This window comes from Ideonella sp. A 288, from assembly GCF_002198735.1.
Classification (GTDB): Bacteria; Pseudomonadota; Gammaproteobacteria; order Burkholderiales; family Burkholderiaceae_C; genus Pseudaquabacterium.
Window position 1 is genome coordinate 1 of the sequence record NZ_MWLO01000087.1, and the last position, 16,045, is coordinate 16,045.

The following is a 16,045-nucleotide window of genomic DNA, read 5'->3' on the forward strand; positions in this document are numbered from 1 at the left end:
CCGGTGGCGCCGCCGCCGCCCAAGCCCGCCGCCCCACCGGCCCGCGACGCGCAGATCGCCATCGAGAAGGCCGAGCGCCAGAAGCGCCTGGCCGACGAGCGCGAGGCCGAGCAGCAGCGCCTGCAGAAGGCCCGCGACGACAAGGCGCGGCTCGACAAGGCCAGGGACGACAAGGTGCGCGAGGACAAGGCCCGCGACGACAGGCAGAAGGCCGAGCGGCTGAAGAAGGAACAGGCTGCCCAGAAAGAGGCCGAGGCCGAGGAAGACCGGCTGGCCAAGCAGCGCGAGGCCAACCTGGCGCGCATCCGCGGGCTGGCCGGGGCCACCGGCGCACCCACCGCCACCGGCAACGACCTGCGCGACGCCGCGCCGTCGGCCGCCTATGCCGGGCGCATCAAGGCGCGCATCAAGCCGAACATCGTGCTGGCCGTCGACGTGCCGGGCAATCCGGTGGCCGAGGTCGAGGTGCGCTGCGGGCCCGACGGCACCATCATCGGCCGGAAGCTCACCAAGTCCAGCGGCAATGCCACCTGGGACGACACCGTGCTGCGCGCCATCGACCGCACCGAAGTGCTGCCACGCGATGTGGATGGCCGGGTGCCGTCGACGATGACGCTGGTGTTCCCGCGGCGCGAGTAGGCGGCGCGGCGCCTACTGCAGCGCCAGGTCGGCGATGTGGGCCAGGCTGCGGCCGTGGGTGTTGTCGGCGTCGGCCCCCACCGCCACGGCCGACAGCGGCGGCACCCCGCGCGATTCGTCGCCGAACAGCATCAGGAAGTCTGCCGCCAGGTCGCGCCGCTCGCCGCGCCAGGCCTGCATGGGCGCGCCAGCGCCCTGCAGCACGATCGTGCGCACGCGACGCGAGTACGGGTTCTCGACCACGGTGCCGCTGGCCAGGTTCGCATCCCACACGTAGCACACCGTGGCCGCGGGCAGCCGCTCGCCGGTGCGTTCGCGCGCCAGGCGCAGCAGTTGCCGCTCGAAGAAGGGCACGGCGGCGTCCGGCAGATCGAACAGCACGCAAACCTTCAGCGCGGCATCGTCGCCGGCCTTGCGGCGCAGGTCGGCCTGCAGGTTGGGCCGGTCGATGCGCCAGCGCCAGCTCAGCTGCCGGGCCGCCGATGCAGCGGCGGGCAAGGGATGGACCAGGTTGCCATAGGAGTTGTCGGCTTCGACCTGCAGCACGCGCTCGCCTTCGAGCGTGACCACGCCGAAGCGCGTGCGCGCCATGGCCTGGTCGGGCAGGCCGGCGCGCTGCCAGGGCGAATCCGCACGGTCGGCCCCGGCCAGCGGCGCCAGCTGGGCCGCCACCGGACTGGCGCAGGTCAGCACGGCCCACGCCACGCCGGCCACGGGCGCGGCAAGGCGGCGCATGGCGGCCAGAATGATCCGAGCGGCCGGCTCAGCGCGCATCACGCAGCACCGTCCAGCCGGCATGCAGGCGCGCGAGCCAGGTCAGGCCGCACAACCCGGCAAAGCCAAGCGCCAACGGCGCGAACGCGGCCGGCCACAGGCACATCGCGGCAAAGCAGGCCAGCGTCTCGGTGCCTTCGGTGAGCCCGCCCAGGTAGTACAGGCCCTTGCGCGGATGGGCCGTGCTGCGCAGGCCGCGGCGCTCGGCCATCACCGCAAAGGCCAGGAAGCTGGACGCGGTGCCCATGAAGGCGAACAGCAGCACCGCGGCCGGCAGGGCATTGGCGGCTGGATCGGCCCAGGCAAAGGCCAGGGGCACGCTGGCGTAGAAGACGAAGTCGAGCGCGATGTCGAGGAAGGCCCCGCGGTCGGTGGGCCGGGTGCGCCGGGCGATGGCCCCGTCCAGGCCGTCGGCCAGACGGCTGGCCAGCATCAACGACAGCCCCAGCCCGGGCCGCTGCAGGGCAATGGCCAGGGCGGCGGCAAGACCCACGCCGAAGCCGACCAAGGTGACCGCGTCGGCCCCGACGCCGCGCCGGGCCAGCGCACCCGCGAGGCGGTCGAGCCAGGGGCCGGCCAGCGCAAGGACAGGACGATCGAGCATGGGCAGACGGGAGGCGCGTTGGGCTGGGCGCTGCGGGGCCCGCATCATCGCACCGCGACGAAAACCGCACCGCCCGCCCGTGCGGCAGCCAGCAAGCGCCATGCACCGTGGCCACGCCGAGCCCTGCCTCATCGAAAGAGGCGTCTCGGCCTACAACCGGTTCTGGGCGTTGACCACCAGCGAGAGATCCTGCGCCGGCAGCAGGTCGCGCTGCCCCGTGGCATCCACGAAACGCAAGCGGAAGGTGTAGGTGCCGTTGGGCAGCGAGAGTGTGGCCTGGGTGGCGCCGTTGCCCAGGTCGGCCTGCTGCACCATCTGCTTTTCGCGATAGACCTCGTACTTGAAGTGGCCGGTGCGCTCGGCACCCACGCCAACGGCGCAGACACCGTAGCCCTCCACGCCGAAGTGCAGGCTGAAGGGGCTGGCCACCGGCTCGCCGTCGCGCAGGTTGGACACGGTGACCCATTCGCCGGGCGGTCGCGGCCGGCTCAGCTCGTCCTGGTACCACTCGGCGCATGTCTCGTCGAAGCGGTCGGGGTTGATCACCGGCGCGATGCTGTTGCGCCGACCGATCACGTCGATGGTGATCTCGCGGCTGTAGACGAAGTATGGCCGGTGGTCGTGGTCGGCGAACAGCAGGCGCAGCGTGTGGCGCCCCGTCGGCAGGTCGAGCACGGCGAAGGTCTGCCCCTTGCCGAAGTGCTTGTGGGTGTCGCTGAAGGGGATCTTTTCGCCGATGTTCAGCGGCAGCGGCGTGTTGATCAGGATGTGGTGGTGGCCCGTGCCGGCCATCGCCTTGCCGGCCGGCACCACGCCCATGCCCCGCACCGCGAACTCCACCATGAAGGGTGAGCGCACGCGGTCGCGGTGGCGCAGGTTGGAGAACTCGACGAGCGTGGCCTCCTTGATGTTGGGTCGGGTGCGCTCGCGCGTGTGGCGCTGCCAGCAACTGCGTTCGAGCTCGCCCTTCGGCAGTGGCATGGCCTGCACGGCCTCGATCGCCGTCACCAAACCCAGGACGACCGGCACCACCGCCGCGCACCCACGTCGCAAGAACATCCGACAGCCCCAATCGTTTCAAACTGTAGTGCGCGCGATGGTCGTGCATGCAGGGTGCCGGCGTCAACCGCGAAAGCACGCGGGTGAGGCCTTTGGCGTGCCCCAGCCACCACCGCCGGGCGTCTCGATGACGAAGACGTCGCCCGGCGCCATCTCGGCCGAGCCGATGTGGGCCAGGGCCTCGCGGCGGCCGTCGGCGCGCTCGACACGGTTGATGCCGGGAGCACCCGGCGCGCCGCCCTCGGCCCCGAAGGCGCCATGCACGCGGCCATTGCTGAGGATCGAGGCGGTCATCGCCTCGAGGAAGCGCACCCGCCGCACGCCGCCGTCGCCCCCGTGCCACTGCCCTGCGCCGCCCGAGCCGGGCCGGATGGCGTAGCTGTCCAGGCGCACCGGGAAGCGAAACTCCAGCACCTCGGGGTCGGTGAGGCGCGAGTTGGTCATGTGCGTCTGCACCACGCTGGTGCCGTCGAAGCCGGGGCCGGCGCCACTGCCGCCGGACAGGGTCTCGTAGTACTGGTGCCGCCCGTTGCCGAAGGTGAAGTTGCTCATCGTGCAGGGGCTGGCGGCCATCACGCCCAGCGCGCCATACAGCGCATTGGTCACGCAGGACGAGGTCTCGACGTTGCCCGCCACCACCGCCGCCGGCGGCCGCGGGTTGAGCATGCAGCCTTCGGGCACCACCACTCGAAGCGGCACCAGGCAGCCGGCGTTGAGCGGGATGTCGTCGTCGACCAGCGTGCGGAACACGTACAGCACCGCGGCCATCGTCACCGCCTTGGGCGCGTTGAAGTTGTCGGGCCGCTGCGCGCTGGTGCCGGTGAAGTCGATCGTCGCCTCGCGGGCGGCGGCGTCGACGCTGACGGCCACCTGGATCGACGCGCCGTTGTCCATCGGCAGCGTGAAGCGGCCATCCTTCAGCGCGGTGATGACGCGGCGCACCGAGGCCTCGGCGTTGTCCTGCACATGGCGCATGTACGCGGCCACGGTGGGCAGGCCGAACTGCCCGACCATCGCCCGCAGCTCGTGCACGCCCTTCTCGTTGGCGGCGATCTGCGCACGCAGGTCGGCGATGGTCTGGTCGGGGTTGCGCGCCGGGTAGCGGTTGGCGCCGTGGCCGTGTTCGTCGGGGCCCCCGGCCAGGCGGGCGCGCAGTTCGGCCTCGCGCAGGCGGCCGTCGCGCACCAGCAGGAAGTTGTCGAGCAGCACGCCCTCCTCGTCGATGGTGCGGGAGAACGGCGGCATCGAGCCCGGCGTGATGCCGCCGATGTCGGCATGGTGGCCACGGCTGGCCACATAAAACGTTGGGTGAGCGTCATTCGGTGTGCCATCGGCCAGGAACACCGGCGTGACGACCGTCACGTCGGGCAGGTGGGTGCCGCCGTGGTAGGGGTCGTTGAGCACGTAGACATCGCCCGGCCGCATGCCCGGGTTGCGGTCGATCACGGTCCGGATCGATTCGCTCATCGAGCCCAGGTGCACCGGCATGTGCGGCGCGTTGGCGATCAGCGCGCCGGCCGAATCGAACAGCGCGCACGAGAAGTCGAGGCGCTCCTTGATGTTCACCGAGTGCGCGGTGTTCTGCAGGCGCAGGCCCATCTGCTCGGCGATGTTCATGAACAGGTTGTTGAAGACCTCCAGCATCACCGGGTCGACCTCGGTGCCCAGGGACAGCGCGCCGGGCCGCGGCCGCACGCGCTGCAGCATCAGCACGCCGTCGTCGCCCAGACGCGCCTGCCAGCCGGGCTCGACGGTGGTGGTGGCGTTGCGCTCGGCAATGACCGCCGGGCCGTCGATCACGGCCCGTGGCGGCAGGGCCTCGCGCCGGTGCAGCGCGGCGTCACGCCAGGCCTCGGCCTGCCCGTCGTCGGTGGCGCAGTGCATGCGCACGGTGGCCTGCGGCGCCGGGCGGACCGGCCCGCCCGCCGGTGCCGCCGACGCTGCGGCCGCGGGCGTCGGCGCGAGGCGCTCGCCGTCGCCGATGGCCTCCACCGACACGGCCTCGATCACCAGCGCGCGGTTGGGCATCAGGAACGCGAAGCGCTGGCGGTACGCGGCCTCGAACTCTGCCTTCGCGGCGTCGGCATCGGCCAGCGCCACCTCGAGCGCGGTGTCGGTGCCGGCGTAGCGCAGGTGCAGGCGCTCGCGGCGGCGCAGCCGCTGGGCCGACACGCCCTGCGCGGCCAGCTCGGCCTCGGCCGCGCCGGCCAGCTCCGCCAGGCGGGCGCGGGCCACGCGCAGGCCGGCGTCGTCGAGTGGCCGCTCGATCGAGGCCTCGCGCATCGCGGTCTGGTCGGCCAGCCCCATGCCGTAGGCCGACAGCACGCCGGCCAGCGGGTGGATCATCACGCGCGGCATGCCCAGCGCGTCGGCCACCTGGCAGGCGTGCTGGCCACCGGCGCCGCCGAAGCACTGCAGCGTGTAGCCGGTGACGTCATGGCCGCGTGCCACCGAGATGCGCTTGATGGCATTGGCCATGCCGGCCACCGCGATGCGCAGCGCACCGGCGGCCACCGCCTCGGCCGTGGTGGCGCGGCCGGTGGCCGCTGCGACGCGCGCGGCCAGCGCCTCGAAGGCGGCGACGACCACCTCGCGGTCGAGCGGCTGGTCTCCGCCAGCACCGAACACGGCCGGGAAGTGCGCCGGCTGCAGCCGGCCCAGCATCACGTTGGCATCGGTCACCGCCAGCGGGCCGCCGCGCCGGTAGCAGGCCGGGCCCGGGTTGGCACCGGCCGATTCGGGCCCGACGCGCAGCCGCGCGCCGTCGAAGCCGATCACCGAGCCACCGCCGGCGGCCACGGTGTGGATGCTCATCATCGGCGCGCGCATGCGCACGCCGGCCACCTGCGTCTCGAAGGCGCGCTCGAATTCGCCGGCGAAGTGCGACACGTCGGTGGAGGTGCCGCCCATGTCGAAGCCGATGACCTTGCCACAGCCCGCGGCCTGCGCGGTGCGCGCCATGCCGACGATGCCGCCGGCCGGCCCGGACAGGATGGCGTCCTTGCCCTGGAAGCGGTGCGCCTCGGCCAGGCCACCCGAGCTCTGCATGAAGTACAGCGGCACGCCCGGCATCTGCCCGGCCACCTGCTCGACGTAGCGGCGCAGGATGGGCGACAGGTAGGCGTCGACCACGGTGGTGTCGCCGCGCGGCACCAGCTTCATCAGCGGGCTGACCTCGTGCGACACGCTGATTTGCTCGAAGCCGATGGCGCGCGCCAGGGCCGCCGCGGCCGCCTCGTGCGCGGTGAAGCGCCAGCCGTGCATGAACACGATGGCGCAGCTGCGCAGGCCGGCGTCGTGCGCGGCCTGCAGCTCGCGCTCCAGGGCGGCGCTGTCCAGCGCCTGCACCACCTCGCCCTGCGCGCCGACGCGCTCGTCGGCCTCGATCACCCGCTCGTACAGCAGCTCGGGCAGCACGATGCGGCGGTCGAACAGGCGCGGCCGCGCCTGGTAGGCGATGCGCAGCGCGTCGCGGAAGCCCCGCGTGATGACCAGCAGCGTGCGCTCGCCCTTGCGCTCGAGCAGCGCATTGGTGGCCACCGTGGTGCCCATCTTCACGCACTCCACCTGCCGCGGCGTCACGGCCTCGCCGGGCCGCAGGCCCAGCAGGCGGCGGATGCCTTCGACCGCAGCGTCGCGGTACTGCTCGGGGTGGTCGGACAGCAGCTTCAGCGTGTGCAGCGCGCCGTCGGGCGCACGGCCGACCACGTCGGTGAAGGTGCCACCGCGGTCGACCCAGAACTGCCAGCGCTGGGCCGGGCTCACGACAGCCGCAGCGCCGCCCAGCGCTGGTGGACGAAGGTGGTGAGGTCGTGCACCGGCAGGCCGGTGGCCTGGCGGATGGCCTCGGCATGCGGCGGCAGGTTGGTGCATTCGAGCACCAGCGCGCCCAGGCCTGGGTGGCGCCGCAGCAGGCGGCGCGCGGCGTCGACGGCATCGGCCTGCGCGGCCCGTTCGTCGAGCGTGGGCAGGTCGTCGAGCAGCGTGCGCTGCAGGCTGCAGCCGGGCGCCAGGCCTTCGACCGGCGTGTCCGGCGCCGCGCCGGCCGCGCGCAGGTGGTCGGCCGACAGGGCCTGCGCGTCGACCGTGATCACGCCCGGGCGCAGCGGCGCCAGCTCGGCCAGCTGCAGCAGGCTCGAGGTCCACACCGGCACCGGCAGCGCGGCCTGCAGCTCATGCTGGAAGAGCGCGAGGAAGCCGCAACTGGTGGTGATGGCCGCGGCGCCGTCGTCCACCAGCGTCCGGGCCGTGTCGATGAAGGGCTGCAGCAGCCCGGCCGAGCGCTCGCGCACCACCCGCTGCGGCGACGCGCCGGCCACCACCGCCCGGCGCACCGGCATGCGCCAGGTGGCCGGGTGGCCGACGTCGCCCGGCAGCCGCGGGAAGCGGGTCTGCAGCATCAGGATGCCGAGGAAGGCCATGGCCCCGCCCTGCGAAGACGGCGCAGGCCGCGCCGGTTCGGCAGCCTCACCACCACGGCCTGGCGCCGCTGTGCGGCACACTGTGGCAGCGCTCGCAGGCGAACAGCGTGGTGAAGGCCACCTGGTCGTGGCACACGCCGCAATACTGGCCCTGGAAGATCTTGGTCATGTTGATCGGGTTGGCGCCGGCCTTGGGCACGAAGAGCTCGTCGTGGCAATTGGTGCAGGCCAGCCACTGGGTGTGCGACTCGTGCGGGAACTTCACGTGCGGCATGTCGGCGGTGTTCTTCATGACGACGTCGTGCGACAGCACGATCATGCCCTTGGCGCCGCCCTCGCCCTTCAGGTCGGCGCGTGGCTGGATCTGGCCCTGGCGCAGCGCCTTCATCCAGTCGACGCGCCCCCGCTGGTCGCGCGGCAGGCCGGCGAAGGCCTCGGCCGGGGCTTGCAGGCGCAGGTGATCGGGATTGGCCGGGTCGTGCACCGGCGGGGCCTTCGGCGGCTCCTGGGCCACCGCGGCGCCCAGCAGCCACAGGCCCGCCAGCACGCGCACAGCGGCGCGGCCCAGGCCAGGCGTCCTGCCCGGGGACAAGCCCCCATCGGGCGCGATCGCCGGAGGCCTTATTCTTCGCCCATTGCCTTGCTGACGGAGAAACTTCATGCGCCTCATGCTACCCGTGCTGACCGCCTCGGTCCTGTGCTCGACCGCCGCCCTGGCCCAGACCAAGTGGGACCTGCCCGCAGCCTACCCGGCCAGCAATTACCACACGGTCAACCTGACGGAATTCGCCAGCGACGTCGACAAGGCCACCGGCGGCAAGCTCAAGATCACGGTGCATGCCGGCGCCTCGCTGTTCAAGGCCCCCGAGATCAAGCGCGCGGTGCAGGGTGGGCAGGCGCAGATGGGCGAGATCCTGCTGGCAAACTTCGCCAACGAGTGGCCCATCTACGCCGCCGACGGCATGCCCTTCCTGGCCGACAGCTACGACGAGGCCATGAAGCTCTACAAGGCCCAGAAGCCGCTGATGGAGAAGAAGCTCGCCGAGCAGGGCATGATGCTGCTGTACACCGTGCCCTGGCCGCCGCAGGGCATCTACGTGCACAAGCCGATCGCCAGCGCGGCCGACCTGAAGGGTGTCAAGTGGCGCGCCTACAGCCCGGCCACCGCCAAGATCGCCGAGCTGGTGGGCGCGCAGCCGGTCACCGTGCAGGCCGCCGAACTGAGCCAGGCGCTGGCCACCGGGGTGGTGCAAAGCTACATGTCCTCGGGCTCCACCGGCGTCGACAGCAAGACCTACGAGCATCTCAAGTACTGGTACGACACCCAGGCCTGGCTGCCGAAGAACGCCGTGCTCGTCAACAAGGCGGCCTTCGACGCGCTCGACGCCACCGCGAAGGCGGCCGTGCTGAAGGCCGGCGCCGACGCCGAGGTGCGCGGCTGGGCCGCGAGCAAGAAGGCCAACACCGAGTCGATCGAGAAGCTCAAGGCCGGCGGCATGCAGATCCTGCCGCCCAGCGCGCAGCTGAAGGCCGACATGAAGAAGGTGGGCGACGTCATGCTGAAGGAATGGCTGGACAAGGCCGGGGCCGAGGGCAAGCAGCTCGTCGACGCATTCAGCAAGTGAGCTCCGACGCCACGCGGCCGCCCCGCGGGCGGATGATGCCGGCCCGGGGCCGCCGATGAGGCGGCTGCTCGACACGCTGTACGACGGCTCGGCCGCGCTGGCCGCGCTGTGCATGGTGGGACTGCTGGGCATGGTGATGCTGTCGATCCTGGGGCGGCAGCTGCACTTCCACCTGCCCGGCACCGACGCCTACGCTGGCTACCTGATGGCCGGCGCCGGCTTCCTGTCGCTGGCGCACACGCTCAAGCGCGGCGAGCACATCCGCGTGACGCTGCTGCTGTCGGCGCTGCGCGGCGGCGCTCGGCGCAGCGTCGAGCTGTGGGCGTTGGGCCTGGCGGTGATGCTGTCCTGCCTGTCGGCTTACTACAGCGGGCGGCTGGTCTGGCAGTCGCGCCAGTTCAACGACGTGTCCACCTCCAACGACGCCACGCCGCTGTGGCTGCCACAACTGGCCATGGCCGTGGGCACCGCGGTGCTGGCCATCGCCTTCATCGACGAGTTCGTGCTCGAGCTGCGCGGCCGGCGTGCCGCGCCGACATCCGACGAGCCGCTGCGCAATGAGTGATCTGGCCATCACCGGGCTGCTGATCGCGGCCCTGTTCCTGATCCTGGGCACCGGCGTGTGGATCGGCCTGGCGCTGTCGGGCGTGGCCTGGATCGGCATGCAGCTGTTCAGCTCGCGGCCGGCCGGCGACGCGATGGCCGTGACGATCTGGGGCTCGTCGTCGAGCTGGACGCTGACGGCGCTGCCGCTGTTCATCTGGATGGGCGAGATCCTGTTCCGCACGCGGCTGTCCAACGACATGTTCCGCGGCCTGGCCCCCTGGGTGCAGGCCCTGCCCGGCCGCCTGCTTCACACCAACGTGGTGGGCTGCGCAATCTTCGCCGCGGTGTCGGGCTCGAGCGCCGCCACCTGCGCCACCATCGGCAAGATGACGCTGCCCGAGCTGTCGCGCCGCGGCTACCCCGATGGCATCTCGATCGGCTCGCTGGCCGGCGCCGGCACGCTGGGCCTGCTCATCCCGCCGTCGATCATCATGATCGTGTACGGCGTCTCGGCCGACGTGTCGATCGCCCAGCTGTTCATGGCCGGCGTGCTGCCGGGGGTGCTGCTTGCGGCGCTCTTCTCGGGCTACCTGGTGGTGTGGGCGCTGCTGAACCCCGGCGCCATCCCCCCGGCCGACCGCCCGATGAGCCTGGCGCAGAAGCTGTCCGAGTCGCGCCACCTGATCCCGGTGGTGCTGCTGATCGCCGCGGTGCTGGGCTCGATCTACTCCGGCCTGGCCACCGCCACCGAGGCCGCCGCGGTGGGCGTGCTGGGCTCGTTGATCCTGTCGGCCGCGCAGGGCTCGCTCGACTGGAAGACCTTCCGCGAGTCGCTGATGGGCGGCACGCGGCTGTACTGCATGATCGCGATGATCCTGGCCGGCGCGTCCTTCCTGACGCTGGCCATGGGCTACATCGGCCTGCCGCGGCACCTGGCCGAGTGGATCGGCTCGCTGAACCTGCCGCCGCTCGGCCTGCTGGCCGCGCTGATGCTGTTCTTCATCGTGCTGGGCTGCTTCCTCGACGGCATCTCGATGGTGGTGCTGACCATGGGCGTGATCCTGCCCACGGTGCAGAAGGCCGGCATCGACCTGCTGTGGTTCGGCATCTTCGTCGTGCTGGTGGTCGAGATGGCGCAGATCACCCCGCCAGTGGGCTTCAACCTGTTCGTGCTGCAGGGCATGACGAAACGCGAGATCGGCTGGATCGCGCGGGTGACCCTGCCCTTCTTCTTCCTGATGGTGCTGGCGGTAGCGCTGATCTGGTTCTTCCCCCAGATCGTGACACTCCTGCCGGCGCAGATGCGCCGCTGAGCGCGTGGCGGCCGGTGCGCGCCGCGGCGGCGCGAACTGACCGGTCGCGGACCCCTTGTTCGCGACTTCGCGGCAGGCGGCGGTGCCTAGCATGTGGAGACCCGGGTGGCGTATTGGCGACACCCGAGCAGCCCCCATGAGGTGCCTCCGTGTCCGACATGTCCCTGCCCCCGCTGTCGCTCGTGCCGATCGACGGCGAGCCGCGCGCGAAGCCCGAAGCCCGGCCGCTGGCGCCGTTCGCCTGGCCCACCCCGCCGTTCGCGTCCTACCCCGCGCCGGTGTGCCAGTCCGAGCCCGAGCCCTGCGAGATCGAGGGGCCGAACGGCAAGGTCACCAAGGGACGGCTGGCCGCATTCGACCCCGATGAGGGCCTGGTGCACGTGCAGGTGCTGCCGGCCCGCGGCACGCTGCCGCTGCGCCTGTCGCAGTTCCGGCGCCTGACGCTGCTGCGCCCGCTGGCCCCGATGGCCGTGCTGGGCGCCGACGGCGGCGATCTGCTGGACCAGGCCGAGCCGCACGTGTGCAACCTGCGCTTCCGCACCAATGGCGAAACCTCGGTGCAGACCATCGGCTATGTCGACCACCCGATGGGCGTGTTCCTGTTCCCGCCCACCGGCGACGCCGGTGCGGTGCTGCGCAGCTTCTACCCCCGCGCCGGACTGGCCGGCGCCGACATGGGCCCGCGCATCGGCGAGGTGCTGATCGAGCAGAAGGCGGCCACGCTCACCGAGGTGGAACAGGCGGCCGCCGAGCAGGTGGCCCTGCGCAGCCGCAAGCTCGGCGACCTGCTGGTGATGCACCAGGTGGTCACGGCGGAGCAGTTGCTTCAGGCCATCGAGCAGCAGGCCAAGATGCCGATGGTGCGCATCGGCGAGGCGCTGAAGGCGCTGGGCTTCGTCACCGAAGAGCAACTCGACGACGCGCTGCAGTTGCAGCAGACCGACCGCAGCCTGCCGCTGGGCGAACTGCTGGTGAGCAAGGGCGCCGTCAGCCGCGGCGACCTGCAGACGGCGCTGGCCCGCAAGATGGGCTACCCGGTGGTCGACGTGGCGAATTTCCCGGTCGAACCCGAGGCGGCACTGAAGCTGCCGCTGGCCGCGGCGCGGCGCCTGCAGGCGCTGCCACTGCTGCTGCGCGGCGGCCGGCTGGTGGTCGCCTTCGAAGACCCCTCGGCGCGCAGCGTGCTCGACGAGACCGAGTTCAGCTCACAGTGCAAGCTGGTGCCGGTGCTGGCGCGGGCCGGCACGCTGGGCCCGGCCATCGAGAAGGTGTACCAGCGACTGGGCCAGGACGGCAGCATCAATGCCGGTGCCGACCTGCAGCCGCTGGCCTTCAACGCCGATGCCGATTCCGACACCACCAACAAGCTGCTGGCCAGCCTGGAGCAGCACCAGGTCGACCACCCACGCGACGACGAGCCGCAGATCGAGCAGTCGGACAACCAGCTGGTGCGGCTGATCAACACGATGATCCTCGAGGCGCGGCAGACCGGCGTGTCGGACATCCACATCGAATGCCAGCCCGGCCAGGACAAGGTGCGCGTGCGCTTCCGCCGCGACGGCGTGCTGCGGCCCTACATCGAGTTGCCGCACACCTACCGCTCGGCACTGGTGGCGCGCATCAAGATCATGTGCGACCTCGACATCTCCGAGCGCCGCAAGCCGCAGGACGGCAAGATCGCCTTCGGACGCTTCGTGCAGGGGCAGCAGCTCGAACTGCGCGTGGCCACCATCCCCACGGCCAACGGGCTGGAGGACGTGGTCATGCGCCTGCTGGCCTCGGCGCGCACCATGCCGCTGGACGGCATGGGCCTATCGGCCAGCGTGCTGGCCAACCTGAAGACGGTGATCGAGCGGCCCTACGGCATGGTCCTGTGCGTCGGCCCCACCGGCAGCGGCAAGACCACCACGCTGCACGCCGCGCTGGGCTACATCAACACGCCGGACCGCAAGATCTGGACGGCCGAGGACCCGGTGGAAATCACCCAGCGCGGCCTGCGCCAAGTGCAGGTGAACCCGAAGATCGACTGGACCTTCGCAAAGGCGCTGCGCGCCTTCCTGCGCGCCGACCCCGACGTGGTGATGGTGGGCGAGATCCGCGACAAGGAAACCGCGCAGATGGCCATCGAGGCCTCGCTCACCGGCCACCTGGTGATGTCGACCCTGCACACCAACAGCGCGCCCGAGACCGTGACCCGCCTGCTCGACATGGGCATGGACCCCTTCAGCTTCGCCGACAGCCTGCTGGCCGTGCTGGCCCAGCGCCTGGTGCGGCGGCTGTGCAAGCACTGCGTCACCTCTCGCCCGGCCACCGGTGAGGAGGTGAACGCGCTGGTGCACGAGTACCTGCAGGCCTTCCCCGACGAAGACAAGCGCCCGCCGGCCGACACCGTGCGCGCGGCCTGGCTGCGCGAATCCAGCCGCGACGGCGTGCTGATGCACCACCACGCGCCGGGCTGCCCGCAGTGTGGCCAGACCGGCTTCGCCGGCCGCGCCGGCCTGCACGAACTGCTGATGGTCGACCGCGAAGTGCGCCGGCTGATCCAGACCAGCGCGCGCTCGGAAGAGCTTCAGGCCGCGGCGATGGCCGCCGGCATGCGCACCCTGCGCCAGGACGGCATCGCCAAGGTGCTGGCCGGCGTGACCGCGATCGAAGAAGTTCGCGCGATCAGCAACAACTGACCGACACCGCCACGGGGCGTGGTGCGCGCCCCGCGGCTTCAGCCCACTGGCCGAGTCCGTGGCAGGACAGGCCACGATGCCATTAGCAGAAGGAGATCCCATGCACTCGATCCAACAGAACGACAAGTCCATGCTCGCCGCCATCGGCCTGCTGTTCGCCGGCGCACTGGCCTATGGCGTCGCCTACGACGGGGTGCTGATGGCCGCGGCCACCGGCGCCGGGCTGATGGCCGCGGCGGTGGCCATGGCCATGCTCTCGGGCAGCGGCGGATCCAGCCGGGTGGCCCTGCCGGTGCTGGGCATGGCCATGGTCGCCTTGATGATCCACGCCGCGCGGGGCCGCGCCGAAGCCCACTTCGCGGTGTTCGCGTTCCTGGCCGCGACCGTGGTCTACCGCCACTGGATGCCGGTGCTCGCCGCGGCCGCCACCATCGCCGTGCACCACCTCAGCTTCAACTACTTCCAGCAGTGGGGCTGGGGCCCGATCTGCTTCACCGAGCCCGGCCTGGGCCGGGTGCTGGAACACGCGGCCTACGTGGTGGCGGAGGCCGGCGTGCTGATCTTCCTGGCGCAGCGCGCGCGGGCCGAGTTCGCCGCCGGCGACGAGCTCAACACCATTGCCACGCGCCTGTCCGCGCAACACGGCACGGTGGACTTCACGGCCATCCGCACCGGCAGCACCGTGCCCACCACCGTGCGCATGCTGGACGCGCTGCAGCAGATCGAGACCTCGATCGCCGCGGTGCGCTCCTGCACCGACTCCATCGGCACGGCCTCCAGCCAGATCGCCGCGGGCGGGCAGGACCTCTCCACCCGCACCGAGCGCGCCGCCAGCAGCCTGCAGGAGGCCGCCAGCTCGATCCAGCAGCTCACCGGCACCGTCAACCAGACCGCCGAATCGGCACGCACCGCCGACCAGCTGGCCGCCTCGGCCGCCGGCGTGGCGCAGCGCGGCGGGCAGGTGGTGGGCCAGGTCGTGTCCACGATGGGCGAGATCGGCGACAGCTCGCGCAGGATCGTCGACATCATCGGCGTCATCGACGGCATCGCCTTCCAGACCAACATCCTGGCGCTGAATGCCGCCGTCGAGGCGGCACGTGCCGGCGAGCAGGGCCGCGGCTTCGCGGTGGTGGCCGGCGAGGTGCGCAGCCTGGCCCAGCGCAGCGCCGACGCCGCGCGCGAGATCAAGAAGCTGATCGGCTCGAGCGTGGACCGCGTCGAGGCCGGCGTGCGCCTGGTGTCCGATGCGGGCACGACGATGGACGAGATCGTCGCCTCGGTGCAGCGGCTGACCCACGTCATCGGCGAGATCTCGGCGGCGACGGCGGAGCAGAGTCGGGGCATCGGCGAAGTGCACGGGGCCGTCACGCAACTCGATCAGGCGACGCAGCAGAACGCCGCGCTGGTGGAACAGTCGGCCGCCGCGGCCGAGAGCCTGCGGGACCAGGCGGCGATGCTGTCGCAGGCGGTGTCCGCGTTCCAGCTGTCCGGCACGACCGGACCTTCGGCGTCCCTGTCGGGGCGGCCAGGCGCGCTCGCCCGGTGAATGCGCCGGGCACAGGACGGGCCATGGGCGGGGCAAGGCCACGCCCGAGGTGGGCCGGCGGCCGCCCTTCGCTGCGCCGGGACGGCCTCGCCCAGGGGCTCGCCGGCGTGACGTCGATCGAAGAAGTGCGCGCGATCAGCAACAACTGACGCAGCGCCGGGCATCGGGCCACCCCTCTGCCCGCGCCGACCTCGGTGACGCACGCTTCGGACCGCGGCCCGTGGCATCTCGCCCGACAGCCGCGCGGTCATTCGACGCGGATTCAGGTCAGAATGCGCATGCGGCGTCCGCGCCGCAGGTCCGCGCCCCGGGCCACGCGGTCGGGTCTGGCGCCTCGGCCCGCGTTCATGCCACTTCCCCCCATTCGAATCGACGACAGGATTGCCCATGAAACCAGTTTCCGAGCTGATCAAGACGCGCGCCGGCACGCTTTGGCACGTGCGCCCGGACGAAACGGTGTTTGGCGCCTTGCGGCTGCTGGCCGAGTACGAGGTCGGCGCCCTGGTGGTGATGGACGAAGGCCGGCTGGTGGGGGTCATGTCCGAACGCGACTACACCCGCAAGGTTGCGCTGCAGGGTCGCAGTTCGAAGGACACCACGGTGGCCGAGATCATGACGCGCGACGTGATCGTCGTGACGCCGGCCACCCGCACGCGCGACTGCATGGCGCTGATGAAGGAAAAGAAGATCCGCCACCTCCCGGTGTTGCAAGGCAACACGGTGCTGGGAATGATCTCCATTCGCGACATCATGGACGACATCATTGCCGACCATGAGTTGACCATCTCGCAGCTCGAAAGCTACATCCACTCGTAGCCGGAACCGGCGCCCGCGCCG

General features: G+C 71.5%; 13 protein-coding genes. 7 read left to right on the forward strand and 6 right to left on the reverse strand.

Features of this window, described 5'->3' with window-relative positions; all coding sequences use genetic code 11:
* A partial coding sequence (locus EOINJALH_RS07525; RefSeq protein ID WP_144289911.1) for a cell envelope integrity protein TolA occupies window positions 1-639 on the forward strand: 639 nt, incomplete at its 5' end.
* A gap of 12 nt (window positions 640-651) precedes the next feature.
* Here the strand turns inward: EOINJALH_RS07525 and EOINJALH_RS07530 are convergent.
* The 6 genes from EOINJALH_RS07530 to EOINJALH_RS32585 form a co-directional block, all read right to left on the reverse strand.
* Entirely contained in the window at window positions 652-1,374 is a 723-nt protein-coding gene (locus EOINJALH_RS07530) for a DUF3047 domain-containing protein (RefSeq protein WP_234413705.1), read from the reverse strand.
* A 28-nt stretch (window positions 1,375-1,402) separates the two neighbouring features.
* Window positions 1,403-2,017, reverse strand: coding sequence for a CDP-alcohol phosphatidyltransferase family protein (locus EOINJALH_RS07535; RefSeq protein ID WP_088279734.1), 615 nt, complete (start codon window positions 2,015-2,017; stop codon window positions 1,403-1,405).
* 150 nt (window positions 2,018-2,167) lie between these two features.
* The gene (locus EOINJALH_RS07540) at window positions 2,168-2,998 is read right to left on the reverse strand and encodes a DUF4399 domain-containing protein (protein WP_158219681.1); all 831 of its coding nucleotides are present in this window, start codon (window positions 2,996-2,998) and stop codon (window positions 2,168-2,170) included.
* Between the two features lie 141 nt (window positions 2,999-3,139).
* Window positions 3,140-6,841, reverse strand: a complete 3,702-nt coding sequence (locus EOINJALH_RS07545; protein ID WP_234413706.1) for a hydantoinase B/oxoprolinase family protein — start codon at window positions 6,839-6,841, stop codon at window positions 3,140-3,142.
* Complete coding sequence (locus EOINJALH_RS07550) at window positions 6,838-7,497, reverse strand: hypothetical protein (protein WP_088279737.1); 660 nt, start codon at window positions 7,495-7,497, stop codon at window positions 6,838-6,840. Before EOINJALH_RS07550 ends, EOINJALH_RS07545 begins: the two co-directional genes overlap by 4 nt.
* 46 nt (window positions 7,498-7,543) lie before the next feature.
* On the reverse strand, window positions 7,544-8,089 hold the full coding sequence (locus EOINJALH_RS32585) for a c(7)-type cytochrome triheme domain-containing protein (RefSeq protein ID WP_158219682.1): 546 nt from the start codon (window positions 8,087-8,089) through the stop codon (window positions 7,544-7,546).
* 67 nt (window positions 8,090-8,156) lie between these two features.
* On the opposite strand from EOINJALH_RS32585, the gene EOINJALH_RS07560 reads away from it, so the two are divergent.
* From EOINJALH_RS07560 to EOINJALH_RS07585, 6 genes are all read left to right on the forward strand, one after another.
* Entirely contained in the window at window positions 8,157-9,122 is a 966-nt protein-coding gene (locus tag EOINJALH_RS07560; protein ID WP_088279738.1) for a TRAP transporter substrate-binding protein, read from the forward strand.
* Between the two features lie 55 nt (window positions 9,123-9,177).
* Window positions 9,178-9,687 (forward strand): TRAP transporter small permease, encoded by a 510-nt coding sequence (locus EOINJALH_RS07565; protein ID WP_088279739.1) that lies wholly within the window; start codon window positions 9,178-9,180, stop codon window positions 9,685-9,687.
* Window positions 9,680-10,981: a TRAP transporter large permease gene (locus EOINJALH_RS07570; RefSeq protein WP_088279740.1), complete on the forward strand. Its 1,302-nt coding sequence runs from the start codon at window positions 9,680-9,682 to the stop codon at window positions 10,979-10,981. Before EOINJALH_RS07565 ends, EOINJALH_RS07570 begins: the two co-directional genes overlap by 8 nt.
* 158 nt (window positions 10,982-11,139) lie before the next feature.
* Window positions 11,140-13,662, forward strand: a complete 2,523-nt coding sequence (locus tag EOINJALH_RS07575) for a GspE/PulE family protein (RefSeq protein WP_234413711.1) — start codon at window positions 11,140-11,142, stop codon at window positions 13,660-13,662.
* Between the two features lie 100 nt (window positions 13,663-13,762).
* Window positions 13,763-15,208 (forward strand): methyl-accepting chemotaxis protein, encoded by a 1,446-nt coding sequence (locus tag EOINJALH_RS33290; protein WP_310732286.1) that lies wholly within the window; start codon window positions 13,763-13,765, stop codon window positions 15,206-15,208.
* A gap of 387 nt (window positions 15,209-15,595) precedes the next feature.
* Window positions 15,596-16,024, forward strand: a complete 429-nt coding sequence (locus EOINJALH_RS07585; protein ID WP_088279742.1) for a CBS domain-containing protein — start codon at window positions 15,596-15,598, stop codon at window positions 16,022-16,024.
* Window positions 16,025-16,045 lie beyond the last annotated feature (21 nt).